We start from the raw sequence: 23,511 nt of genomic DNA on the forward strand, positions 1-23,511 counted from the left end.
CCTGTGTAGTTAGACTGTGTCAGGATGGGTGCGGGCGAGAGACCGTGTGCACCCAGGCCCCTTGAGGCCGTTTTCCGGCTTGGTCCTCGCCCGCGTTCGAGTACCCAACCTGAACAGTTGATCGAGGCCGCACCACCGGACCTCGTAGCACAGGGATAGGCGCGATGATCATACACCCTGGCTTCATCGGGATCGATGTCTCCAAGCACCATCTCGACATTTTCGATGCCACCACCCAGCATGCCGAACGCATCGACAACACGGCGCAGGCGATCATCTCAACCTTCGAGCTGCTGCAAGCCGATCCGATCAAGCTCGTCGTCTTCGAGGCGAGCGGGTCTTATGATGGGTCGCTACGCTCTGCTTTGACGAGCCTGCAATTGCCCTTTGTTCGCGTCAATCCAGCCCGAGCCCGCGACTTTGCCAAATCCATCGGCCTGCTGGCCAAGACCGACGCCATCGATGCGCGCATGCTCGCCGCCATGGCTCAGTGCCTCAACCTGCAAGCCGATCCGGCCGATGATCCTCATCGCCAACAACTGGCCTTGCTGCACAAACGCCGCGACCAGTTCGTCGCCACCCGCAAGCAGGAACTGACACGCCTGGCTCAAGCCGACATGGCCCAGATCCGAGACAGCCTCCTGGATCATCTTGCCTGGCTGGAGGCGGCCATTGCCAGCCTCGACCAGCACATCTCCCTCCTCATTGCTCGACATGACAGCCTCGAGCAAAGGCGCCGGCTGATGTGCTCAACACCAGGCATCGGCAGGGTCATTTCCACGACCCTGCTGGCTCTCTTGCCCGAACTCGGCCAACGCTCGTCCAAGACCATTGCAGCCCTGGCCGGCCTGGCTCCCTTCAATCGCGATAGCGGCCTTATGCGCGGCTCACGCCAGATCAGAGGCGGAAGACGACGCGTAAGACAGGCCCTCTACATGGCCGCCGTTTCAGCCAGCCGGTCCAAATCCCTCTTCGCTGAGACTTACCGCGCATTGCGACAAGCCGGAAAGCCACCAAAACTGGCTCTCATCGCCTTGGCACGAAAGATCCTCGTCACTCTCAATGCCATCGTGCGAGATCAGACCCCCTTCAAGGCATGACACTCGCTCAACTACAGTTGCCGGAAATCGGCGATAGGCAAGGCAAGCGTCCGCCACACCGGGATGCGCCGAGCGAACGTCTCATTCCCACTTCCCCCCACCCGCCCGGCTCCGCCGCGGCGGGTTTTTCATTGGAGCATAGCGATGCCCGAGAACCATGAACTCGCCCTCGCCAAGGCCTGGCTGGAACGCGAGCGGGCCGAAGACCCCGCCCTCGCCGATCTCCTCGCCGGCGTGCCCGCGGCCCTGTTCGGACCGGAGCCCCGGCGCGTGAGCTATGAGCATTGGCAGTTCATCGCCAGGACGGCCGAGCCGGCCCGGGATCGCGGCGATGACCGGCGCTGATGGCAGCCCGCCCGGAAAGCCGCGCAGCCCCCGGCGCAAGCCGGGCGCCGCGTCCAAGCCGGCCCGCAGCGGTCTCGGCGAAGCCTTTCTCGCCGCCCTCCATGCCGATTTCCTGGCCCATGGCGCCGGGGCGATCGAACGCGTGCGCCTCGACAACCCCACCGCCTACATCAAGCTGTGCGACGCCCTGCTGCCCAAGGACGTCGCCTCCCCCCTCGACGAGCGCGGATTGAGCGATGAAGAACTCGACAGGCGCATCGGCGAAATCCTCCGCCAATGCCAAAGCGCCGGCCTTGAAATGGGAGCTGCTGAGGCTGCTCGCTGAAAAGAAGCGGCGCTTCGACACGAACTGGTTGCCGCGCTACCGGCCCTATCCGCGCCAGGCCGATTTCCACCGTGCGGGCGCCGATCACCGCGAAAGGCTGTTCATGGCGGGCAACCAGCTCGGCAAGACCTATTCGGGCGGCGCCGAGGCGGCGATGCATGCCACCGGAAAATATCCGCCCTGGTGGCAGGGCCGGCGCTTCGACAAGCCGACCATCGCTTGGGCGGCCGGTGTCACCGGCCTCGCCACGCGGGACACCGTGCAGCGCATGCTGGTGGGGCGGGCCGAGGCCGTGGGCACGGGCACCATCCCCGGCGCCGACATCGTCGGCCTGGTCGCGGCGCGCTCGATACCCGGCCTGATCGATTCCATCCGCGTCCGCCACGTCAGCGGAGGCACCTCCACCATCGGCCTCAAATCCTACGAGCAGGGCCGCGAGAAATGGCAGGGCGAGACGCTCGACTGGCTGTGGTTCGACGAGGAACCGCCTGAGGACATCTATACCGAGGGCCTCACCCGCACCAACGCCACCGGCGGCATCGCCTGGATGACCTTCACGCCGCTGCTCGGCATGTCCGAGGTGGTGCGCCGCTTCCTTTCCGAGGCCAGCCGGGACCGCAGCGTCACCACCATGGCGATCGACGATGCCGGCCATTATTCCCCCGAAATGCGGGCGCGCATCGTCGCCGCCTATCCCGCCCATGAGCGCGAGGCCCGGGCCAAGGGCATTCCCATCCTCGGCTCGGGCCGCATCTTCCCGGTGGAGGAGGCGATGATCGCCGTCGACCAGATCCGGCCCGAGCCGTTCTGGCCGGCGCTCGGCGCCATGGATTTCGGCTGGGACCACCCCTTCGCGGCAGTGATGGGCTATCACGACCGCGATGCCGACGTGGTCTATCTGACGAGAGCCTTCCGGGCGCGCGAGCAGACGCCGCTCCTGCATGCCGGGGCGCTCAGGGCCTGGGGCGACTGGCTGCCCTGGGCCTGGCCGCATGACGGGTTGCAGCACGACAAGGGTTCGGGCGAGCAGCTTGCCGAGCAATATCGCCGCCAGGGCCTTGCCATGCTGCCCGAGCACGCCCGTTTCGAGGACGGCTCCAACGGTGTCGAGGCCGGGCTGATGCTGCTGCTCGACCGCATGCGCACCGGCCGCCTGAAAGTCTCGCGCCACCTCGACGAATGGTGGGAGGAGTTCCGCCTCTATCACCGCAAGGACGGCAAGGTGGTGAAGGAGCGCGACGATCTGATGAGCGCCACGCGCTATCTGATCATGATGCTGCGCCACGCCACGCTGAACCCGGCCGCCCTGGAGCTGATGCGCCCGGAGCCGCAGCCCTACGACCCGCTGAGCTATTGAACGCGGGTTCCTTGCAGCATCGCAGGATTCCAGTCCATGGCGCTGACCTGAGGCGAGAGGCGCGACGCCGGTCAACCCTTCGCCCCGTTCTTACGGGGAGAAGGTAAGGATGGGGGCAGCATAGCGCGTAAGAAATAGAGCACCGCGAAGCCCCTCACCTCTATCCTCTCCCCGTAAGAACGGGGCGAGGAGGCTCACACGTGGAGCCTAATCCTCAGCTCGATCATCTCGCCCGCCCCTTAAATTAGCGCCTATGGGCTTCCAGCCTGCCCTTGGCAGCGCCGAGCTCACGGACAAGCAAGAGCAGGCTGGAAGCCTGCGATCCCAGAATGGTCCCCAGCCCCGCCCCTCCAGGCGGGGCTTTTCTTTTGCCCGATGGATCCGCCATGCCCCGTTTTCCCGACTACCGCGCCGAGATCGGCCTCACCCCCGGTTCCGCCCCCCAGATCCGTACCGGCGCCGAGGCGATCGGCCAGGGCCTGCAGGCCCTTGGCAGCGGCCTCAACGCTGCGGCCGAGGGCCTTGCGGCCTACCAGGCCAAGACCGCGCGCGAGAACGCTTTCGACGACGAAGTGCGCTTCAACCAGCGCAACCGGGAACGTCAGGCCGAATTCGAGGCGGCGACCCGGACCATGCCTCCCGGCGGCAGCGGCTTTGCCGCTCGCTATCTGCAAGCCACCCAGAAGGGTGACAGCGCCCTGCTGGCGAAGACTTCGCCGGGCAATCGCGCCGCCTTCGCCGCCCGGCTCTCCGGCCAGCGCGACATCGATGTCGAGAAGGCCGCACTCTACGAGCAGCAATACCGTGCCGGTTACGAGGCCCAGGAACTCGAGGCCTCTCGTGCCGAGGCCGAGCAGGCCATCACCCGCAATCCCGCCGCGCGCGCCGACGAGCAGCGGCGCTATTTCGAGCAGATTGACCGCTCCGGCCTGCCCCTGGCGCAAAAGAGCGCGCTCAAGCAAACGAGCCAACAGGGCTTTGCCGCCACGGACTGGAACGCCCGCTACGGGGAAGATCCGGAGGCCGGCGCCGCCGCCTTCGGCCGCGGCCCGGTGCCGCGGGGGCGGTTCCAGACCCGGCTCGTCAGCAGCGGGCAGACGGACATCGAGGGTCTCAGCCCCGCCACCAAGGCCCTGCTCGACGGCATGGTGGCGGCCGGCGTCGTGCCCGAGCTCAAGGTCAAGTCCGGCCGGCGCGACGAGGCCGCCAATGCCGCCGCCGGCGGGGCCAAGGGGTCGCAGCATCTCGCCGGCAATGCGCTCGACATCGACATCGCCGGCAAATCGGACGCGGAGAAGGCTGCCATCCTGGCAGCCGCCGTCGCCGGCGGCGCCCGCGGCATCGGCCTCTATGCCGGCGGCAGGTCGCTGCATGTCGATACCCGCCAGGCGCCCACCGTGTGGGGGCTCGATGGAGCCGACGCCTATCGCGGCCTGAAGAAGCCGGACGGCACGCCCGACATCGAGGCCACGCTCGCCAAGGCCCCGGCCTGGGCCAGGCCGACGCTGCAGAAGCTCTATGGCGAGCCGGACGGCACCCTGCCGCTTCCCGCCTTCGGCGAGACCCCGGTCGATGCCTCGCCCGGCGCCCTCGATTATTTCGGCCTGGTGCGCCGGCACGAAAGCGGCGGCAACGACCAGGCGGCAAGCCGGGGGCCGGATGGGCAGACCATCGCCGTGGGCCGCTATCAGTTCACCGCCGGAACCTGGGCAGCGCTGGCGCAAAAACATCCCGGCCTCGAGCTCTCCGCCGATGGCCGCAGCGATCCCGGCCAGCAGGACAGGGCGATGCGCGCCCTGACGGCCGACAACCAGGTCGCTCTCGCCAAGGCCGGGCTGCCGATCACCGGCGCCAACACCTATATGGCGCATTTTCTCGGCGCTGCCGGCGCAGTGAAGTTCCTGCAGGCCCTGCAGGAAGACCCGGACCAATCGGCCGCCGACCTCTTCCCCGCGGCGGCCGCCAGCAACAAGGGCGTCTTCTACGATCACAACAGCGGTGGCGCCCGTTCGCTCACCGAGGTCTATCGGCGCCAGACCGCGATGTTCGGCGCCGATGCCGGCCAGCCCGTCTATTCCGCCGGCCCCGGCTATGCCGACGCCCCGGCCGATCCCGCCTTTGCCGACATCTCGCCGCGCGACCAGGACCGGCTGCTCGACCAGGCGACGACCCGCAGACGCGAGGGCGAATCCCTGTCGCGCGGCGCCCTCGAATCCGGGGTGCGGGACGCCACGCGAGATTTGACCACCATCGGCCGCCACGACGGCCCGCTGCCCGGCATCGCCGATTTCACCAAGGCCTATGGCCCGCAGGCGGGCGCGCGGCGCCATGCCGATTTCCAGCGCATCGTCGACCTCGGCGCCGATATCGACGCCATCAAGGCGATGACACCGGCCGAGCAGACCGCCTGGCTCGCCCGCTTCGCCCCGCAAGGCGATGGCCCCGATCCGGATGGCGCGCGGGATCGCCATGCCAGGGCCGAGCAGGCCATCGCCCTCAATCTCGCCTTCCGGTCGAAGGACCCCAATGCCTATATCAGGGCGCTCAATCCCCGGATCGATCAGCTCTGGACCGAGGCGGGCACCTCGCCCGAGCGGCTGAAGACGGCCCTCTCGGCCACCAATGCCGCCATGGACAGGTTGGGCATGCCGGTGGAAGAGCGCCGCCTCATACCCAAGGCGATGGTCGACCAGGCCCTCGCCGCCTTCGGCGATCGCAGCAAGCCGATGGCGCAGCGGTTGGCGCCCCTGCGTGCCGCGCTCGTCGCCGGCGCCGATCCCAAGGCTCAGCAGGCGATCTTCGGCCAGATGGTGTCGGCAGGCCTGCCGCCGATGCTGGAATATGCCGCCATCGCCTATGCCAGGGGCGACGCGTCCCTGGCCGAACGCTTCGCTACGGCCGCGCTCGGCAGCCCGGACGCCAGCGGCAGGGCGACGAGCAGCGCTGATGATGCCTCCTCCGCCAGCCCGGCCGCCGCCGCCAACACCGCCGCCGGCCCGGCTCCGATGCGCTCCCTCTCCGGCCCCGCCATCGATCTCGGCCCCGCCGCCGCCCAGGCCCTCGGTTCCAGCCTCACCGGCGACGAGCGCAGCAGCCGCGCCGAAACCGTTCGAGCCCGCATGATCGAGGACGCCACGAGCAACAATGGCGGCGACCGCCCCGCTGCCATTGCCCAGACCGACCGGGATCTTGCCAGCCTGCAAGGGGATGGCTGGGCGCCGGGGATGTTCATGCGGGAGCGGGGTGGCCCGGTAGCAGTTCAGGTTGCGCAAGCGGCCTCGATCGATACAAGTGAAAGCGGCACACAAACTCCCGTATCAGACCTACCGCCCGTCGCAGGTCAATGGAATCAACAGGGAGGCCTTCCAGCAAAAGCTTCTGCCGACTATGGTGCGTTGAGTCCAGAGCAGGTGGATCAACTTCCCGATTCGAAGCTCTACGACGCTTATCTGCAAGCGAAATCACGTGGCGCGCCCCAATTAAGCGGCTCGCTCGCAAGAGAAATACACAAAAACCAAGAAGAATTCATCGCAAAAAACTATCCTCGTTTGCAGAAATACACCGAGGACGAGCCATATGCCGAAGCAGTATACGATACGAATCAATTGGATGACAAAGACTCGGCACCGCAACCAAAAGGCAACATAGAAAGGCTTCCTCTCGATGCTGGCGATCTGACTGAGCGCCTCGGCATTCCAAAAGAAGCACTAACCAGCAAAATGCTCAGAGATGACGATACGGGGTTTAGAGCCGTATTATATCTGAACAAGAAAACTCAGCGTTATATTCTGGTAGGAAGAGACACCCAGCCGCACTCCATTGTCGACTGGCTTACCAATTTCGAAAATAAAGATAAATTGACTTCCCAATATCATGCCATACTCAACCTCGCAAAAACGCTCGACGCCAATGGTATAAAATTCGACTTAGCGGGCTATTCGAAGGGAGGCGGCATGGCGCAATATGCTGGCGCCTACATCAAGGGGGCTCGGATTCGCGTCTTCAATTCCGCCGGAGTTCCCGACGTCGCCAAGGATTGGATCGGGGGCGTTGGGTCAATGGATGACATCAAGCCACGGACTAGAGCTTATAGCGCCGAAAAGGACTTCATTACGGAACTCAACCAGAGAAGCGCCGATGCTGAGAGCAAATCACAGATCTACCTTGCTGCGAAGGTTCAATATGACAACGCTTTCTCAGGCGTCAGCGGAGGCGGACTCTTGGGAGGAAATATTTCTGACTTCGCCGATCAATACTCCAAACAGTTAGGGCTCGATGACAAACTGGCAGCCGCCACGGAGGCCCAACAAGCGTTGATAGCCAAGGCGCAGTTTTTGCGGGACCGCCTTGCAGGAGGCAGAGCTTGGGGCATAGCCCTAGATAGCAGTATTAAAATACAATATGAAAACCCAAATAAGAAAAATACACCACAAGACGATGTAGAATATCTAAAGAAACGAAGAAAAGCATTAAATATTCTTGACAACATGATCGCGGAATACAAGAAAAATCCTTGGGGCTCTGGACCATTTCCGCCGGTTCGTGCAAACAATATAGAGGTTGTTTCTGATTCTGAGGGCATGGTATCGCAAATATTTTCAAGCCCTCCCCTGAAATACCTGAGAAACTCTGAGAATGTTGCGGGATTGAGCCAACACACACCTGGAAATTTTCTGCATCCGATGCAGTCCTATATATCCAAGAGTAGAGCAATAATGAAAACCTACGTAAATAATTCAAACGAATATAACTAACGCAGCCACCTTGAGGCAAAAACATTAAAGTTTTGGATTGGAGGCTTTCAGGTGACAGCGGAATCAAAAATTAAAATCATTCGACTTTTCTTCGTTTTGATTTTCATGTCTGTGGTAATTTTTGCAAATTACCTAATTTATTCTCTGTTCGATTACTATGAAAAACTAAGAACATATGATATTTTAGTTTTATATGTTTTATATATTCCACTTTTAATATTGATTTCTACAATATCAATTATTTCACTATATCTGTATCGTAAATATAGCAGCAAGAAGCTATTTATTATCTCCATTTCTACAGGCATGCTATCAATATGTTTAGGAACATACAAGGCATTTGAAATTTCCAAATACATAATTGTGGAATCTATTTTTGGAGAATACACAATATTGGAATTTATAAATGATTCAATAGTTTTATTTATATCTTATATGTTATTTATTTTTCTAATTTTTACTTGCTTTGCGCTGTTCATCAAATCTATCCCTCGCGTTATCGGTACATTGGAGAGAATTATTCTAGAATACTGGGCGAAACCCCGTCGAAACCCAGATCATTGAAAGGCGGCGTAACCGGAACACCTCCCTTTGATGAGACAGCAGGCTTGGCCTCTACAAGTAGCAGCGGCAAGCCGCGCTTGCCGAGGCCGCCAAGACGATGCCGGCGGAAGCGACCTGTTTTATCGCCCGGCTTCGCCGGGAACGGCACCAAGGCCGACGCCGCCCTTCTCGGCACCATTTCAGCCAGCCATCGCAAGCGTGTCGCCGCCGACACGTTGTCACCGCCTATTTCCGACGACAGCCGCCGACAAGGGCTTCTTCTATCAGCGCAGAAGCGGCGGCACCCGTTTGACCCCAATGCCGCCACTATCACAGGGCGGTAGTGGCAGTTGAGGCAGCGATACGGCTTGCTGCCCGCCTTCGGAGGCCAGTTATTAAATTGACGAAGCTTTGCCGACTACGAGATTGACGGGCGCCGGCATTCTTGACATACTGTGATGATAAGAAATTGCGCCCGGCTCACAAGGCTGGGCGCTTTGCGTTTGGGGTGCCTGGGCTCCCGTGCCCAGGCCCGGTCGCAGCATTCGTCCTCCCCGTGAGCGCGGAGGTCCCAAGCAAGGCTTCCGCTAGCATGCCCGTCGCCATTCGCCCCGCCACGCTGCGGGACATGACCTTTATCGCCGCCACCATGCGTGACCAGGACAGGCGGGAGATCCGCGCCGTGATCGAGGAAAGCGACACGGCCATCGGCACCATGCTGTTCCAGTCTTCCACCGATCTCGCCTGGACGGCCTGGATCGAAGGCGATCCCGTCGCCGCCTTCGGCGTCACCCGCCTGTTTCCCGGCCTCGGCTCGGGCTGGGCCTATGGCACCCGCCGGATGCGCAGGACCGTTCCCGCCGTCACCCGCTTCGCCAGGAGCAGCGTGCGGCCGTTGCTGATGGCAGAGGGCTTTCGGCGCATCGAGGTACGCACCGCCATCGACCACGATCTCTCGCATCGATGGCTGGAAGGCCTGGGCTTTCGGCGGGAAGGAATTGCCCTCGATTACGGCCGCGGCGGCCTCGATTTCGTGACTTACGCAGCGACGAGACGTCGTTCCTGAAGCCGGGTGCACGGGCGTCCCGCCCGATTCTGGAAGCTGCACGCCTGTGGCTTTTTGGAGGGGCAGCGAAGACGTCTATTGGCGCTAGCTCAAGGCGAGAAGCGTTACGCCAGCCAGCCCTTCGCCCCGTTCTTACGGGGAGAAGGTGTGGATGAGGGGCAGGGCGAACCTTAAAAACCAAGCATTGCGGAGCCCCTCACCTCCATCCTCTCCCCGTAAGAACGGGGCGAGGGGGCTCACACGTGGAGCCTGATCCCCAATTCGATCATCTCGCCCGCCCCTTAAATTGGCGCCTATGGGCGAGACGCCTGCGCACCCGAAAAATTTCCACCAAACGAAAGGCCCGATCATGTGCTTCAGCGCACCCAAGCCCCCGCCTCTGCCCCCGCCGCCGCCGGTGCCGAACCGCCAGGACGACGCCAACCAGGCCGCCGTGCAGACGGCCCTGCGCCGCGTGCGCAACCAGAACGGCGCCGCCCAGACCCAGCTCACCGGCGGGCTCGGCGATCCCAATTACGGCCAGAACGTCAATGTCCAGCAGCTCGGCCGCACGCAATAGAGCAAGTGAGCACCCATCATGAGCATCGAGAACGACCTCGTCCGGCGCCTGGACGCGCTCGCCAACCAGCGCACGCAATGGGAGGCGGTGTGGCAGGAGATCGCCACTTATTGCCTGCCCGACACCTATCGCTTCCTGCCCGGCTCCTCCTCCCTCAATCCCAGTGCCTATGACAATCTTGCCCAGGCGCCGGTTGCGGTGGAGCGCGGGCGCCAGCGCTTCGACGATACCGCCATGCGCGCCGTCGACCGGCTGGCGTCCGGCATGGAAAGCCTGGTGACGCCCCAGTCCGAGAAATGGCACGGGCTGGCAGCCACCGATCCGCTCGCGCCCGAGGAGAGCGACGAGGAGAAGGAGTATTTCGAGCGCTATCGCGACTACATGTTCGCCGTGCGCTACAATCCGCGCTCCGGCTTCATCGGCGCCCACCAGAAGGCGTTGCGCTCGGCCATCGCGCTGGGCACCGGCATTTCCTTCGCCGAGGAGAATCTCGGCGCGGGCAGCGCCGCCGCGCCGGTGCTCTACCGCCATCTGCCGCTCAGCCAGTGTTATCTCGCCGTCGACGCCCAGGGCGAGCCGGATACGCTCTATCGCAAGTTCACCATGACGGCCCGCCAGATGGTGCAGCAATTCGGGCCGGACAAGCTTGCCGACCCGGTCGTCAGGGCGGCCGAGAGCCAGGCGGAGAAGGATCGCGCCTTCACCGTCATCCACGCCGTGCAGCCGCGGCGGGAGGCCGGTTCCAGCGGCGGCACCAACCGCAAGGCGCCCTTCGCCTCCTTTTATCTCGACCGCGACCACATGAAGCTGATCGGCGAGAGCGGCTTCTACGAGTTTCCCTTCATCGTCTATTACTGGGCGCCGGTGGATGTCGACGGCCCCTATGCCCAGTCGCCGGTGATGCTGGCCATGGCCGACATCAAGGGCCTCAACGCCATCCGCAAGCTCTCGCTGCGCGGGCTGCAGGGCTATATGGACCCGCCCTGGGGCGTCGCCCATGACGGGGTGATGAACCGGCCCAATCTCAATCCGGGCAAGATCAACTACCGCGCCGTCAGCCAGGACGGCCGGCAGCTGATCGTGCCGCTGCAGCCCGGCGCCCGGCCCGATTTCGTCAACGAGATCTTGGCTGCCGAGCGCCAGACCATCAATGACAGCCTCTATGTCTCGCTGTTCCAGATCCTGATCCAGAACCCGAACATGACGGCGACGGAGGCGATGATCCGGGCCAACGAAAAGGGCGAATTGCTCGGCCCCGCCGGCGGGCGCATCCAGATCGCCATGGGCCGCGACGTCGACCGCCTGGCCGGCATCATGGAGCGCAAGGGGGCGATGCAGGCCGGTTCGCCGCTGGAGCCGCCCGACAGCCTCAAGGGCCGGGAGTTCGGCGCGCGCTTCACCTCGCCGCTCGACCGCCTGCGCCGCAGCCAGGAGGGCATCGGCATCCAGCGCACGCTCTCCACCGTGCTGCCGCTGGCGCAGGTCGATCCCAGCGTGGTCGACAATTTCGACCTCGACGCCATCGCCCGGACGGTCACCGAGATCGAGGGCGCCCCCCACAGGATCCTCAAGACCACCGAGGAGCGCGATGCCGCCCGGCAGGCCAAGCAGCAGATGCAGCAGGCCCAGGCCGCGCTGGAGATGGCCAAGACCGGCGGTGAGGCGGCGAAGAACCTGATGCCGGCCGTGGGCCAGGCCGCCGCGATCCTCGGCAACGGCATGGCCGGCGCGCCGGAATAAGGCAGCGCGGTGAAAATGGCGGGTCATCCCGGACGCACTGCAGCACGCAGTGATGCGGTGCTGATCCGGGACCGCGAACCAATCGTGTTTCATTCTTGAAACGGTCCCGTGTCTGCGACGCAGCATTTCATGCTGCATCGCGCACGGGATGACAGCGCTTTTCTTTCATCCAATTGCGCCTCCCCCAGCCCCGCCCCTCCAAGCGGGGCTTTTCTTTTGCCCGATGGATCGACCATGCCCCGTTTTCCCGACTATCGCGCCGAAATCGGCCTAACTCCCGGCGCAACGCCCCAGATCCGCACCGGCGCCGAGGCGATCGGCCAGGGCCTGCAGGCCCTCGGCAGCGGCCTGAGCGAGGCGGCCGCCGGCCTCGAGCACTACCAAAAGAGGCTCCGGCAGGAAGCCGCCTTCGACGACGACAACAAGCTCAGCCTTTACAAGCAGCAGCGGCAGGCCGCGCTTGCCGAGGCCGCCAAGACCATGCCGGCGGAAGCGACCGGCTTTACCGCCGGCTTCGCCAAGACCATCGCCAAGGCCGACACCACCTTTCTCGGCTCCATCTCGGCCGGCAATCGCCAGCGTGTCGCCACCGATCTCCTCGGCTTCAACGACGGCCTCTTGAACCAGGCCAGCCAGTTCGAATATGGGCAGCGCGGCACCTTCGAAACCAATGCGATCACCGCCGCCTACCAGACCTCCCTCGCAGCCATCCGGCGCGATCCGTCGCAACATGGACCAGCACTCGCCGCGCTCAATGCCAGGATCGACGGAGCCACCTCGATCCCCGCGGCCGACAGGGCGCGGCTGAAGCGGGACATTGCCGCGGGCTCCTCGATCGAATGGGCGAAGGGGACGGCCGGCAGCGATCCCGACAGGATGAGCGCGCTCGTCTGGGGCGCCAAGACCACGCTGCCCAAGGGGGCGATCGGCCCGGCCCAGTCAGACCAAACCTCTGGTTTGGTCCGGGACCGCGAAGCCGCCGCAATGTCCTATTTCATCGGGCGCGGCTACAGCCGGGAGCAGGCGGCCGGCATCGTCGGCAATCTCGTGCATGAAAGCGCGGGCCTGGCGCCCTCGAGCCGGAACCCGGGTGATGGGTCGGATGGCTCCGACAGCGTCGGCATCGCTCAGTGGAACGGCGACCGCGCCAGGAATCTGCAGGCCTTCGCGGCTGCCCGGGGCAAGGACTGGCGCGATTTCGGCGTGCAGCTCGCTTTCGTCGACCACGAATTGAACACCGATCATGCCGGCGTGAAGGCCAAGCTTCTGGCAACTAGGACGCCCGACGAGGCGGCCGGCGTGTTCGTCACCGATTATGAGCGTCCGGCTGGATCGCAGGGCGGCGCCGCCGCCTCGCATGGCTGGGACAACAGGCGCAACCAGGCGCGGCGGCTGGCGGCGGGCGACTACCAGCCCGGCGAGGTCGAGGAGAGGGCACCCGATCCGGTCGTCGCGTCCCTGTCCGCAGACGATCGCAGCGGACTCGTGAGCTTTGCCCAGGCCCAGCGCAGCCAGGGCCAAGCCGTGGCCCAAGGCGATCTCGAACCGCGCATCCAGGACGCCACGCGGGCCTTGACCACCATCGGCCGCTATGACGGCCGGCTGCCAACCGCCGCCGAGTTCAGCGCCAGCTATGGCCCGGAGGACGGCGCGCGCCGCTACAGCGACTTCCAGCGCACGCTCGGCCTCGGCGCCGACATCACCGCCATCCGGGCGATGACGCCGACCGAGCAGACCGCCTGGCTCGCCGCCCGCACCCCGAAAGGCCAAGGGCCTGGAGTGCACCCCGCCTTCGAGACGGAGCGCCAGCTCCATGAGCGGGGCAGCGAGGCCATCGCCCTCAACCAGGCGTTCCGCCGCAAGGATCCCAACGGCTATATCCGCAGCCTGCATCCCCAAATCGACCGGCTCTGGACCGAGGCGGGCAATTCGCCCGAGCGGTTGAGGGCCGCGCTTGCAGCCACCAATGCCGCCATGGACAGGCTGGGCATGCCGGTGGAAGAGCGCCGCCTCCTCCCCAAGGCGATGGTGGACCAGGCGCTGGCCGCCTTCGGCGACAAGAGCAAGCCGCTGGCCGAGCGCATCGCCCCCATCCGTGCCCTGGTCACGGCGTCCGACAATCCCGCCAGACAGGCCGATCTGTTCAGACAAGCCAATCTGGCGGGCCTGCCGCGCCTGGCCGCACCGGCGGTCGCCGCCTATGGCCGGGGCGAGGACGCCAAGGCCGCCCGCCTGCTCGCCGCCGCCTTCGCTGAACCGGCCGGCTCGGCCGCATCAGCAGCACCGGTGAGCCCGCTCGCCCTGCGCGGTGGTGGGACGACTACCGCCGGCGGCAATACGCCCTGGCGCCCGGCCCGCCCCGATACCGCCATCGATCTGTCCCCCGCCTTGGCGGGCGAACTCGACCGGCTACGCGCGGCCGGCACCAACGGCCTCCATCCCCTCACTGCCACGCTCTACGACCGGCTGGTCCGCAACAATCTCGGCTTGAATGGTGGCGATCCCCATGACGCTCACGCCCAGGCGGGTGAAGACATTCGCCCGCCGGCTCCCACGCGCTATGCCGGGTTTGTCCAGCCCAATGTCGTCCCCGACGTGCCGCCCCGTCCCGGCACCGATCAGGACAATGGCGGCGCCCGCGTGCCAGGCCCCGTCGTCAACACGCCCAGCAAGCCGCCCTTCGAGATGCCCGAGCGGCCCGGCGAGGCGGCCAATCAGAACGGCGGCATGAGAATGCCGACGTCGCCGGGCGCCACAGTCAACAGTAGCGGCAAGTCGATCATCGGGAACCCGCAACCGCAGGAAGTAAGGCCGGCTAGAAATACACCGGGCGTTTTGGAGCCCCCATCCCCGCCTAAGCCCGGCATGCCGCCTCCGACGCAGGAGCCCTTAACCTCACCGCTTCGAATGCGAGGTACCGACTTCGCCAAGGGAGCAGCCGGGGCAAGTGCCGCCCTGCTTGGATTGCTCCTGGCAGCGCTGAACGGAGCTAGGGAGGTTTCCGATCCTTATCCCGGCACCATCATTCCCCGCACTTATGTGCTGCCCGCATTTGGGGGCGTCAGAGTCTCGCCTGAAGCAACCGGCATCCTGCTTGTCGGTTCAGAGAAATGGGCCGACAAGCCTGAAGATGAGCGAAAGCAAGATCAGGCGGAGCGCCTGCAACGCTTCAACATTGCGGCCAGCGACGCGCTACGTCAAACCGCCGGGCATCCTCAAGGTCATGAGCCGATCTCTACCGGGGGATACGACTTCATTGTCGCGCCGGGCACCAGGGAAGGAGAGGCAGGAACTATCGTCGCTGTACGATGGGCGGGGAGCGAGCCATCCTGGCCCCTCAGCTGGTTTGGCATTGAAGGCACGCGGCCGGGGCGATGGTTCGGCACACCGCCACCAGCTATCCAACCGAACTCGCCCCTTCAACCTGGGCAGGAAGCAACCCCGCTCGGTACGCCAGGGTTACCCGGCACCTCACAACCCGGCATAGCGCCCTTTCGGGCACCGGGTGAACCGGCCACTCCCCAAACGCCTGACACGCGCCCTGATCAGCAACCGGGGCAAGAGCAGGCTCCTCCTCTCACCGCAAGCGGCCAAGATAAACCGCCGGGTTCCGGCGAAACACCACCCTCAGAAGGCGCTCCTGCCGAACAAGGGACGCCAACACAGAATTCGGACATTGATCCGGCAGAGCCAAACCCAGATACGGCAAACGACAATCTTGACAAGAACAAACAGGGAACTAGTCTATCTCCATTACAACCCGAGCCTGAAAACAAAGCGCCAAAAACAGGCAAAGGACTGCAATTCCTTCCGCGATTGCAAAACCCCGAACTAGGAAAGATCATGGGGTGGGGAAAAGGAGAGGAAGGCATTAGAAAGGCAATTGCCGAGCTTACTCCGGAGAAAATTAAGATTATGATAGAAGATGGAAAAATGACCAAATCAGAGATTATTCTAGTTCGTGATGGATATAGGGACGCGTTTGAGAGAAAAAGAGGAGTGGGGGTATCCAATCTTAGAGCTGATTACATGCAAAAATTGCTCGACATGTGGCCAGAATAATTACCTGTGAGGAAAAATGAGCTCCATTATCAAACGAAAAATCTGCATTCGAAACGAAACAGAAAATGAAATTCGCGTTGTAATAGAGCCTTATTGGGAAGAGCGCTCACTCTCTCCAAATAATAAAATACATATCGACTTGAGATTACACGAACACGTTGATATGAACGATCAAATATCAATCAGCCACTATAATGATGCTATAGTATTGTTTCAGGATGGGGATATCGACATGGAATTCTCCGATACTCCAGAAAATGAGAAATGGAAGCCATAAAAGTCAACGGCATTCGTAATTACCCACGTGCCGTCGCACGGCACAGCTGTGGTGCTGGGACCGTCTCGCAGGTAGCCCGAAGTCAGGATTGGATGGTGGCGAGGATAGCCTGGAGCGGCTGGGTGCCGGCGATGCGCAAAGTCGAGACCGCGGTCCGCACCTGGGCCTCGAACTGTGCGGCCCAGCGGGATAACGGTGACGCGAACTCAATTACTATTTCCGGCGTCAATTGGTAATTGAGTTCGTGTCACCGTAATCGAGAAAAGGATCTATGTTTATAAAAAGGATCCTAGTAAAGTCATTGCCATATCGTTACCAGATGAGGGATTAAGCGAAGAAGAGCAAGAGTCCCGCGCGAAGGAAGAATTTCAATCCTTAAAACGTTTGAAACAACTGGGAATACCCACGATAGACGTTTTCGGTATCGCCAAATATGGAAAGCAAAAGGCATTAATACTTGAGAGAATCGATGGAATTTCTTCAAAAGAGCTGTGGGATGGCGACAGCCGGAAACCAACGCCGCAAGCCTTGGATCACATCAACAAGAATACCATCCGCGATCTAGAGCATATAGAGACGAATTAAATAAGAATAACACGGGCGTCGAGGATCTACAATTTATGATAGATAGAAATGGCCGCGCGAGAATCAACGACCCTATGGGAATAGACAATAGCAAAGGCACTATAGAAGATAATAAATTGACCATCCAATCAATTATTAACGTTATCAGATCAAGAATCGGAGAATAATATGTTTAAATTCCCATCAGAAAGCAATACCATTCTAACGCAGCTCAAATCAAAAATAATTACAAAATTTTCTTCAATTTATAGCAAACATAGATTTAAAGAATATGTTAATTCTGAGGGGTATCTTAATTTATTTTCAAAAAATCCGAATATCTATATTATATATGCAGAAAATTTCGGAACTATTACATTTAAGTCCGTATTAAATGGAAATTTTTCTCTAGGAATAAGCTATAATCGTGAATTCCCTTCTCATGAAAAGATTGTAGAGAGCGTTGGACACACAGATGAAATCGTAATTATAAAGGCAAGCGATACTACCTATAGCACGCCTTATATGGCTAGCTTCGTCGGAAGCCGGATTGATAAAATAGAAATTGCGAAGGCGCACCCAACCGGCCGAATGCGTCCGCGCCTGAATGAGCGCGGCATCCGAATAACCAATGACAAAGGCATGCAACTCATCGTCGGCCGGGGTCTCGTCGACGGACAGAGCTCGTCTGGACTCTTGGCGCTTCCTCCAGATCGACTAGATCAGACTCCAGGAATGTTCACTTTTCAAGAAGTTTGATATCGTCAGTCCAACGACGCTGGATTACGGCGACAGCGCATCTATTTTGCCGCCTACTAGCGCTCCATGGGCTTTGGTCCGCGTGTCGCCAAGCGGATGTCCGATACTTTCCGCCCGGCGAATGCGATCGAACATCGTCTCGTCCACATCATCGAACAGGTCGGAGAAATTGACAATGCGCTGGCGAATTGACGCAAGGCAGGTGATGCCGTCTTCCTTCCCCAAGAGACGAGCCCGCGTACTGGCCCAGAGCCAGTCCTGAGCCCACTCCATCAACCGGGCCGCACCGGATTGAGGCTGACATAGCGCACTGCATGCAGCAGATGCACCTCGTCCATGGCAACCGCGCCATAGCGTCCCTGCCCAAAATGCCCCGTACGCCTCTCGCGCGCATGGACATGACCCGCATAGCGCCAATCGGTTGGTGCCAAAGCCCGCCGCAGGCCGTCCGGATCGGCCGGCACGAGAATGAGATGCACGTGATTGGGCATCAAACACCATGCCCACACCTCGACACCGGCAGCCTGGCAATGGGCAACAAGGCAGTCGCGGTAGAAGGCATAATCCTCGGCACCAGAGAAAGTACGCTGCCGCCCATTGCCCCGCTGGGTGACATGATGAGGCAGACCGGGGATCACGATGCATGCAAGCCGAACGATTAAAGCATAATGGACGGACGAATATTGAGACGAGACGTAAATTTATCAAAAACAAAAAATATAATTTTTCAAAATTTAGGTGAAGACCTAAAAAATATACAATTTTCTATTGTAAAAAGAGGGGGGAAAATTCGACAATGGCCCACAAATTTCAATCGACGAGTGAAGCAATGACAGAACCCGAAGATAAATTTTGCAGAATGTTTGTCAGGTTTCCGATGACAAGGACAGAGAACAAACAAGACAATCTTCATCGGCTTGAACAGCACCTAATAGAAAACTTTCATAGTTTAATTGAAAAAAAAGGATATTTATATACTGAAAGCCTTGAAATTGGGGTAGCAAAAAACCCTGGATATGATGAAAACGGCGAACAAAATGGTCGTTTTATGGATTTTTATTACATGCTTGAGGTCGAGCAAAAACCCAACGCGATATGGAAAGATGTCTTCGATTCCGTTTGTGATCTCATCGTACATTTCCGCAAGCTTGGCGGCAATGCAATTCCTGCCTGCGACTATGAGGAAGAGATCTACCGCAAGATCGGCACAGATCCCCAGATCAAGCTCTACCCCTCGGCGACTCAAGAGCAGGGATTGCACTGAGCGTACATTCTATTCCTACCTGCTCGATGTGATGAAGTGCCCCCCTGGAATGAGACGGAGACTATGGACTCACCTCACCGGACTTGGGCATCGTCAATAAAATGCACTGTCACCGTACCCCGGGAAACACACTTTACTGGGAACGCGGCAGCGACCATTTTGTCGAACTAGAAGATTACCCCCAAAGACGCCCTCAGCCGAAGCTAGATTTAAACTATCATGGAATCTGAATGACGATCTATATGGCCGAAGGACTATCAAAAATCCATCATGGCTACAGATACATGAAAAACTAGAATTACTTTATATTCAAAAATCCGGAACATTATGTCTTGATTTTGGAAAAAACTCTCCTACTGAAAAAAATACTGAATATTGATGGGCAGGAGGGTTATTTTCGCATTCTCTTTTTTGATGTCGTCAATGGGATGCGTATTGAACGAGAGACATTCGACGAAGCGCAACCCGGCGGGATGAAGGAACTCCCGGACGAGGATTGGGATGAGCGAAGTATCTTTCGCGACTTCGATTTTGCCTACCAGGTCTTCAAAGAGTTTTTCGAAACCCAGAGCGTCTCCTCGCCACGAATCGTCTAGGCGGGCTGCCAACCGAGCGTTCAAGCCCTCCCAAACGCAGGCCGTTGCTGAAATTGAGTGAGCTGCCCCAGCAGCGACGACAAAATTTCAGAAATTTTGCCGACTACAGGATTGACGAAATTCGGCCTTTATGGCATATTGGGAACATAAGAAATTGCGCCCGGCTCTCAAGGTCGGGCGCTTTGCGTTTGAGGCCGCCGGATAGCGCCGGGGCGCTCATACCCCTGGCCTGGTTGCGATCTTCCTCCAGCGCCCAAAGCGCGAAAATCCCTGGCAAGGCGGCCGATCGCCTAAACCAACAGGCCCGGCGAGAGATCGATACCGTGATCGTGTCGAGCGCGGCATGGCCGTCGGCGGCACGCCGTTCAGGTCCTCCGTCCATCCCGCCTGGACGACCGCAACCGGGAGCGATCCCGTGGCCGTCTTCAACGCGCCCCCCGCCCCGCTTCGGCGGGGTTTTTTGTTGCCCACATCGGAAGCCCCGCATGCCCAATCCCTCCGGCGGCTCAGCGCGCGCCGCCCTTGCGATCAACTGGCTGGCGCTCGCCAGGCTGTTCCGGCGCGCCCGTGGCGACGAGGCCACGCTCAAGCTCGCCCTCGCCTATCACAACGTCTTCGATATCAGGAACGAGGACGTGCAGATCGTCCTCGCCGACCTCGCCGACTACACCGGTTTCTACCAGGTGAACGGGGAAGGCATCCCACCCGACGACCGCGCGTTTTCGGATGGCAAGCGAGCCGCCTTCGGGCGGCTTTTTCGTTTTCTCAACCTGACTGACGAGGAGAAGGCCGCGCTGTCGCAGGCAGCGCGCGCAGAAGCCATCGCCAGTTCCAACCAAGGCATCATCTGATGACTGACCAGGCAAACCCTGGGGCCGCCATGGCGGGAACCCCGGACGGCGCCACCGTTCCTCCGGCCAACAACGGGTCGCCGGCCGGCGGCGCGACGGACTTCCTTGCGGGCCTGCAGAATGCGGAAAGCCGGCAATGGGTCGAAAGCAAAGGCTACAGGGCGCTTGATCCGCTGGTCGAGTCGGCGCGCCACGCCGACCGCATCCAGGCCGAGTACAACGAATTCAAGGCCAAGGCCCTCACACCGCCGGCAGCCGACGCCAAACCCGAGGACTGGCAGGCCTTCTATGCCAGGCTCGGCCGGCCCGAGACGGCCGAAGGCTACGAATTCCGCCTGCCCCAGGGCCTGCCCGAAGGCTTCGCCTATGACGGCCAGAGCGCCAGCGCCTATCGGGGCTGGGCGCATGAGGCCGGCCTCACGCCGAGGCAGGCCCAATCCCTCCACGATCGCTTCGTGCAGCACCAGGCCGGACAGCAATCGGCCTATGTGCAGGCCATCGTGCAGCGGGGCGAGGCCGCGCAATCGGCGCTGGTCAGGGCCTGGGGCGACACGGACAGCGCGGCCTTCCGCCAGAACGTCGAGTTCGCCGACCGCTTCATCCGCCAGAACGGCGGCGAGGCACTGATGGGCGAATTGAAGTCGAGCGGCCTGATCTCCCCCGATGGCTACGTGCTTTCCCCTGCCCTGGCCCAGGCCATGGCGAGGGCCGGCAAGGCGCTCTACGCGGAAGACCAGTTCGCAACCGGCGGTGTGGCGGGCGGGTCGCGCTCGGCAGCCGAGACCCTCTATCCGGTCGATCCGTTCCGGCGGTGAGACCTTTTCTTAAAGGAAGCAAACCATGGCCGTGATCGGCAATTCCTACCCCACGCTGGTTGATGTCACCAAGCGGCTCGACCCCAACGGCAAGCCCGCCGTGGTGGCCGAACTCCTCTCCCAGCTCAACGAACCCCTGCAGGACATTCCCTGGATCGAGGGCAATCTGCCCACCGGCCACAAGACCACGATCCGCACCGGCCTGCCGCAGGCGACCTGGCGGCGCCTCAATTACGGTGTGCCTCCGGCCAAGAGCACCACGGCCCAGATCACCGATGTCTGCGGCATGCTGGAAACCTATTCGGTGATCGACAAGGACCTCGCCGATCTCAACGGCAACACCGCCGCCTTCCGCCTGACCGAGGACACCGCCTTCATCGAGGCGATGAACCAGCAATTCGCCCAGGCGCTGTTCTATGAATCGGTGGGCGTCAACCCCGACCGCATCACCGGCCTGTCGCCGCGCTATTCCAGCCTCACCGCCGGCAATGGCGTCAACGTCATCGACGCCGGCGGCACCGGCGCCTCCAACACCTCGATCTGGCTGGTGGTGTGGGGGCCCAACACCCTGCACGGCATCTATCCCAAGGGCACCACGGCCGGCCTCACCCACCAGGACGTCACCACCTCGGCGCCAATCCTCGACCCCAATGGCGGGCGCTACCAGGCCTACCAGACCAAGTATCAGTGGAAGTGCGGGCTGACCGTGCGCGACTGGCGCTATGCCGTGCGCATCGCCAATATCGACACCACCACCGCGGCCGGCGGCCTGCAGTCGGCGACCCCGCCCAACCTCTACCGCCTGATGGTGCGGGCGATCAACAAGATCCCCTCGCTCAAGATGGGCAAGCCCGCCTTCTATGTGAACCGGGCTGTGAAGACCTGGGGCGACATCCAGGCCATGGAGAAATCCACCCTCGCCTTCCAGACCGTGACGGACGCCCAGGGCCAGCCCTTCCTCTCGTTCCGCGGCATCCCGGTGCGGCTGACCGACCAACTCCTCAACACCGAGGCCCGCGTGGTCTGAGGCCGCCTTCTCCCCTCTCCCGGGTCGGGAGAGGGTTCACTCATCCCCCCATCATCGGAGCCATGTCCATGATCCTGGACCAGCAACTTCTCCTGTCGGACAAGCAGGCGATCACCGCCAGCGCCGTCTCGACCAATACGATCGACCTCACCCAGGCCCGCGATCCCGGCCTCGGCGACAGCCTGGAACTGGTTGTTCGCGTCAACGCCGCGCTCACCGGCGGCACCTCCGTGCAGTTCGCCTATGTCACCTCGGCCAATGCGGACCTGTCGTCGCCCAACGTCATCGTGCAGACGCCGGCGATTCCCGCCGCCAGCCTCACCGCCGGCTCGGAATGGCTGCGCGTGCAGGTGCCGGCGCTCTCGCTCGATGCCCAGCGCCAGCGCTATCTCGGCGTGCAGTACACGGTGGCCGGCACCTTCGCCGCCGGTACGGTGACGGCGGGCCTCGTCGCCGACCGCGAGGCGATCGTCAACTACCCCTCCGGCCTGAATGTGGGGAGCTTCTGAAATGGCGCGCTATCTCGTCAAGGCCAAGGCCTATGTCGACGGCCGCATCGTCGAGGCGGATGAGGAAGTCGAGCTCATCGGCAAGGTGCGCGAGGAGGATGAGCATCTCGAGCTCATCCCGGATAAGGCCAATGAGCGCGAGGCCAGGAACGAGGCCGAGGCGGTCGACGCCGCAATCCGGGCGGAGGCGATCAAGGCCAAGCTCGTCGACGATGCCGGCGCCGCGATCGACGAAGCGACGCCGATCGAGATCGTGAGCCGCCGGCTCGCCGAATACAAGCAGGCCAACGCCTTCAGGTAAGCCCAGTCCTTCAAACCAAACCGGGCGGCGCGCAATGCTTCACCGACGCGCCGCCCCGACAAGACCGATTTTCGCGGCAGCAATTTTCGTGGCCTGGAGGCCCTCATGTCCGTCAATCTCTCGATCACCGAGATCTGCAATCTCGCGCTCGATTATCTCGACGAGGCGCCGCTGGCCTCCATCGACGACAATTCGGCCGTGGCACGCTGGTTCCGGCGCAATTTCTGGCCGATGGCCTGGAGTCTGATGCGCCGCCACCCCTGGAATTTCGCCATGGCACGCACCGTGCTACCGGCCGCGGCAACGCCGCCCGCCTTCGGCTGGACCCATGCCTATGACCTGCCGGTCGACTGCCTGCGGGTGATGCCGCTGACCGCTGATGGCAGCGAGAACGCCAAGACCATTCCCCACAAGGTCGAGGGCAGCCAGGTCCTCGCCGACGAACCGGCCCCGCGCTCCGTGCGCTATGTCAGGCGCATCGAGAATACCGGCTTGTTCGACCAGCAATTCACCGACGTGCTCGCCTTGGCCCTGGCGCAGAAGGCGGCGCATTTCATCACCGGCAAGGCCTCCTATGCCGAGTCTCTCGGGCAGAAGACGCAGGCCGCTCTTTCCGAGGCGCAGGCCATCGACGCCCTGGAAGGCACGCCGGATGACCCCGAAGACGATTTCTGGATCGAGGCTCGTTCCTGATGGG

Annotated in this window: 22 protein-coding genes; 19 read left to right on the forward strand and 3 right to left on the reverse strand. The window is 61.6% G+C overall.

All coding sequences use genetic code 11. The features are described from left to right. Positions 1 to 164 precede the first annotated feature (164 nt). The 4 genes from ACTJKX_RS31170 (at position 165) to ACTJKX_RS31185 (ending at position 3,127) form a co-directional block, all read left to right on the forward strand. The gene (locus tag ACTJKX_RS31170) at positions 165 to 1,100 is read left to right on the forward strand and encodes an IS110 family transposase (protein ID WP_440727644.1); all 936 of its coding nucleotides are present in this window, start codon (positions 165 to 167) and stop codon (positions 1,098 to 1,100) included. A 144-nt stretch (positions 1,101 to 1,244) separates the two neighbouring features. Further along, positions 1,245 to 1,445, forward strand: coding sequence for a hypothetical protein (locus ACTJKX_RS31175; protein ID WP_440727645.1), 201 nt, complete (start codon positions 1,245 to 1,247; stop codon positions 1,443 to 1,445). After that, complete coding sequence (locus tag ACTJKX_RS31180; RefSeq protein ID WP_440727646.1) at positions 1,432 to 1,770, forward strand: hypothetical protein; 339 nt, start codon at positions 1,432 to 1,434, stop codon at positions 1,768 to 1,770. The genes ACTJKX_RS31175 and ACTJKX_RS31180 overlap by 14 nt, the downstream gene beginning before the upstream one ends. Next, on the forward strand, positions 1,682 to 3,127 hold the full coding sequence (locus ACTJKX_RS31185; protein ID WP_440727647.1) for a terminase large subunit domain-containing protein: 1,446 nt from the start codon (positions 1,682 to 1,684) through the stop codon (positions 3,125 to 3,127). The genes ACTJKX_RS31180 and ACTJKX_RS31185 overlap by 89 nt, the downstream gene beginning before the upstream one ends. Before the next feature lie 287 nt (positions 3,128 to 3,414). Here ACTJKX_RS31185 and ACTJKX_RS31190 read toward each other — a convergent pair whose 3' ends face one another. Beyond that, positions 3,415 to 4,098: a hypothetical protein gene (locus ACTJKX_RS31190; protein WP_440727648.1), complete on the reverse strand. Its 684-nt coding sequence runs from the start codon at positions 4,096 to 4,098 to the stop codon at positions 3,415 to 3,417. Between the two features lie 81 nt (positions 4,099 to 4,179). Between ACTJKX_RS31190 and ACTJKX_RS31195 the strand changes: the two genes are divergently transcribed. From ACTJKX_RS31195 to ACTJKX_RS31225, 7 genes are all read left to right on the forward strand, one after another. Then, positions 4,180 to 7,881 (forward strand): D-Ala-D-Ala carboxypeptidase family metallohydrolase, encoded by a 3,702-nt coding sequence (locus tag ACTJKX_RS31195; protein ID WP_440727649.1) that lies wholly within the window; start codon positions 4,180 to 4,182, stop codon positions 7,879 to 7,881. Between the two features lie 1,135 nt (positions 7,882 to 9,016). Then, positions 9,017 to 9,490, forward strand: a complete 474-nt coding sequence (locus tag ACTJKX_RS31200; RefSeq protein ID WP_394312491.1) for a hypothetical protein — start codon at positions 9,017 to 9,019, stop codon at positions 9,488 to 9,490. Between the two features lie 349 nt (positions 9,491 to 9,839). Then, a complete protein-coding gene (locus ACTJKX_RS31205; protein WP_068298110.1) occupies positions 9,840 to 10,049 on the forward strand; it encodes a hypothetical protein in 210 nt (69 codons plus the stop codon). Positions 10,050 to 10,067: 18 nt separating this feature from the next. Beyond that, on the forward strand, positions 10,068 to 11,789 hold the full coding sequence (locus ACTJKX_RS31210) for a portal protein (RefSeq protein WP_440727650.1): 1,722 nt from the start codon (positions 10,068 to 10,070) through the stop codon (positions 11,787 to 11,789). A gap of 234 nt (positions 11,790 to 12,023) precedes the next feature. Continuing rightward, positions 12,024 to 15,851: a phage tail tip lysozyme gene (locus ACTJKX_RS31215; RefSeq protein WP_394312493.1), complete on the forward strand. Its 3,828-nt coding sequence runs from the start codon at positions 12,024 to 12,026 to the stop codon at positions 15,849 to 15,851. Positions 15,852 to 15,867: 16 nt separating this feature from the next. Then, positions 15,868 to 16,128, forward strand: a complete 261-nt coding sequence (locus tag ACTJKX_RS31220) for a hypothetical protein (RefSeq protein WP_394312494.1) — start codon at positions 15,868 to 15,870, stop codon at positions 16,126 to 16,128. A gap of 753 nt (positions 16,129 to 16,881) precedes the next feature. Next, complete coding sequence (locus tag ACTJKX_RS31225; protein WP_440727651.1) at positions 16,882 to 17,451, forward strand: hypothetical protein; 570 nt, start codon at positions 16,882 to 16,884, stop codon at positions 17,449 to 17,451. A gap of 24 nt (positions 17,452 to 17,475) precedes the next feature. Here ACTJKX_RS31225 and ACTJKX_RS31230 read toward each other — a convergent pair whose 3' ends face one another. Both ACTJKX_RS31230 and ACTJKX_RS31235 read right to left on the reverse strand, forming a co-directional pair. Continuing rightward, positions 17,476 to 17,676: a hypothetical protein gene (locus ACTJKX_RS31230; RefSeq protein ID WP_394312496.1), complete on the reverse strand. Its 201-nt coding sequence runs from the start codon at positions 17,674 to 17,676 to the stop codon at positions 17,476 to 17,478. A 47-nt stretch (positions 17,677 to 17,723) separates the two neighbouring features. Continuing rightward, on the reverse strand, positions 17,724 to 18,089 hold the full coding sequence (locus tag ACTJKX_RS31235; RefSeq protein WP_440727652.1) for a transposase: 366 nt from the start codon (positions 18,087 to 18,089) through the stop codon (positions 17,724 to 17,726). A gap of 191 nt (positions 18,090 to 18,280) precedes the next feature. Here ACTJKX_RS31235 and ACTJKX_RS31240 point away from each other — a divergent pair, with 191 nt between their 5' ends. From ACTJKX_RS31240 to ACTJKX_RS31275, 8 genes are all read left to right on the forward strand, one after another. Further along, on the forward strand, positions 18,281 to 18,715 hold the full coding sequence (locus ACTJKX_RS31240; protein ID WP_440727653.1) for a hypothetical protein: 435 nt from the start codon (positions 18,281 to 18,283) through the stop codon (positions 18,713 to 18,715). A 332-nt stretch (positions 18,716 to 19,047) separates the two neighbouring features. Continuing rightward, positions 19,048 to 19,311, forward strand: coding sequence for a DUF6911 family protein (locus ACTJKX_RS31245; protein ID WP_394312501.1), 264 nt, complete (start codon positions 19,048 to 19,050; stop codon positions 19,309 to 19,311). A 485-nt stretch (positions 19,312 to 19,796) separates the two neighbouring features. Continuing rightward, positions 19,797 to 20,162 carry a Bbp19 family protein gene (locus tag ACTJKX_RS31250; RefSeq protein ID WP_311944064.1) on the forward strand — a complete coding sequence of 122 codons (366 nt, stop codon included), beginning with the start codon at positions 19,797 to 19,799 and terminating at the stop codon, positions 20,160 to 20,162. Then, entirely contained in the window at positions 20,162 to 20,977 is an 816-nt protein-coding gene (locus ACTJKX_RS31255; RefSeq protein WP_367626468.1) for a hypothetical protein, read from the forward strand. Before ACTJKX_RS31250 ends, ACTJKX_RS31255 begins: the two co-directional genes overlap by 1 nt. Positions 20,978 to 21,002: 25 nt before the next feature. Beyond that, positions 21,003 to 22,004: a major capsid protein gene (locus ACTJKX_RS31260; protein WP_149252452.1), complete on the forward strand. Its 1,002-nt coding sequence runs from the start codon at positions 21,003 to 21,005 to the stop codon at positions 22,002 to 22,004. Positions 22,005 to 22,066: 62 nt separating this feature from the next. Beyond that, positions 22,067 to 22,513 carry a Bbp16 family capsid cement protein gene (locus ACTJKX_RS31265; protein WP_394312507.1) on the forward strand — a complete coding sequence of 149 codons (447 nt, stop codon included), beginning with the start codon at positions 22,067 to 22,069 and terminating at the stop codon, positions 22,511 to 22,513. 1 nt (position 22,514) lies between these two features. After that, on the forward strand, positions 22,515 to 22,814 hold the full coding sequence (locus tag ACTJKX_RS31270) for a hypothetical protein (RefSeq protein ID WP_394312509.1): 300 nt from the start codon (positions 22,515 to 22,517) through the stop codon (positions 22,812 to 22,814). Between the two features lie 105 nt (positions 22,815 to 22,919). Then, positions 22,920 to 23,507, forward strand: coding sequence for a hypothetical protein (locus tag ACTJKX_RS31275; protein WP_394312510.1), 588 nt, complete (start codon positions 22,920 to 22,922; stop codon positions 23,505 to 23,507). Positions 23,508 to 23,511 lie beyond the last annotated feature (4 nt).

Origin of the sequence: Labrys sp. 22185, from assembly GCF_052045555.1 — a bacterium.
GTDB lineage: Bacteria > Pseudomonadota > Alphaproteobacteria > Rhizobiales > Labraceae > Labrys > Labrys neptuniae.

Bases quoted from the DNA above. Each gene is read 5' to 3' on its own strand.
- ACTJKX_RS31170 (WP_440727644.1), top strand. From the start codon at position 165: ATGATCATACACCCTGGCTTCATCGGGATCGATGTCTCCAAGCACCAT.
- ACTJKX_RS31175 (WP_440727645.1), top strand. From the start codon at position 1,245: ATGCCCGAGAACCATGAACTCGCCCTCGCCAAGGCCTGGCTGGAACGC.
- ACTJKX_RS31180 (WP_440727646.1), top strand. From the start codon at position 1,432: ATGACCGGCGCTGATGGCAGCCCGCCCGGAAAGCCGCGCAGCCCCCGG.
- ACTJKX_RS31185 (WP_440727647.1), top strand. From the start codon at position 1,682: ATGAAGAACTCGACAGGCGCATCGGCGAAATCCTCCGCCAATGCCAAA.
- ACTJKX_RS31200 (WP_394312491.1), top strand. From the start codon at position 9,017: ATGCCCGTCGCCATTCGCCCCGCCACGCTGCGGGACATGACCTTTATC.
- ACTJKX_RS31205 (WP_068298110.1), top strand. From the start codon at position 9,840: ATGTGCTTCAGCGCACCCAAGCCCCCGCCTCTGCCCCCGCCGCCGCCG.
- ACTJKX_RS31210 (WP_440727650.1), top strand. From the start codon at position 10,068: ATGAGCATCGAGAACGACCTCGTCCGGCGCCTGGACGCGCTCGCCAAC.
- ACTJKX_RS31215 (WP_394312493.1), top strand. From the start codon at position 12,024: ATGCCCCGTTTTCCCGACTATCGCGCCGAAATCGGCCTAACTCCCGGC.
- ACTJKX_RS31220 (WP_394312494.1), top strand. From the start codon at position 15,868: ATGAGCTCCATTATCAAACGAAAAATCTGCATTCGAAACGAAACAGAA.
- ACTJKX_RS31225 (WP_440727651.1), top strand. From the start codon at position 16,882: ATGTTTAAATTCCCATCAGAAAGCAATACCATTCTAACGCAGCTCAAA.
- ACTJKX_RS31240 (WP_440727653.1), top strand. From the start codon at position 18,281: ATGACAGAACCCGAAGATAAATTTTGCAGAATGTTTGTCAGGTTTCCG.
- ACTJKX_RS31250 (WP_311944064.1), top strand. From the start codon at position 19,797: ATGCCCAATCCCTCCGGCGGCTCAGCGCGCGCCGCCCTTGCGATCAAC.
- ACTJKX_RS31255 (WP_367626468.1), top strand. From the start codon at position 20,162: ATGACTGACCAGGCAAACCCTGGGGCCGCCATGGCGGGAACCCCGGAC.
- ACTJKX_RS31260 (WP_149252452.1), top strand. From the start codon at position 21,003: ATGGCCGTGATCGGCAATTCCTACCCCACGCTGGTTGATGTCACCAAG.
- ACTJKX_RS31265 (WP_394312507.1), top strand. From the start codon at position 22,067: ATGTCCATGATCCTGGACCAGCAACTTCTCCTGTCGGACAAGCAGGCG.
- ACTJKX_RS31270 (WP_394312509.1), top strand. From the start codon at position 22,515: ATGGCGCGCTATCTCGTCAAGGCCAAGGCCTATGTCGACGGCCGCATC.
- ACTJKX_RS31275 (WP_394312510.1), top strand. From the start codon at position 22,920: ATGTCCGTCAATCTCTCGATCACCGAGATCTGCAATCTCGCGCTCGAT.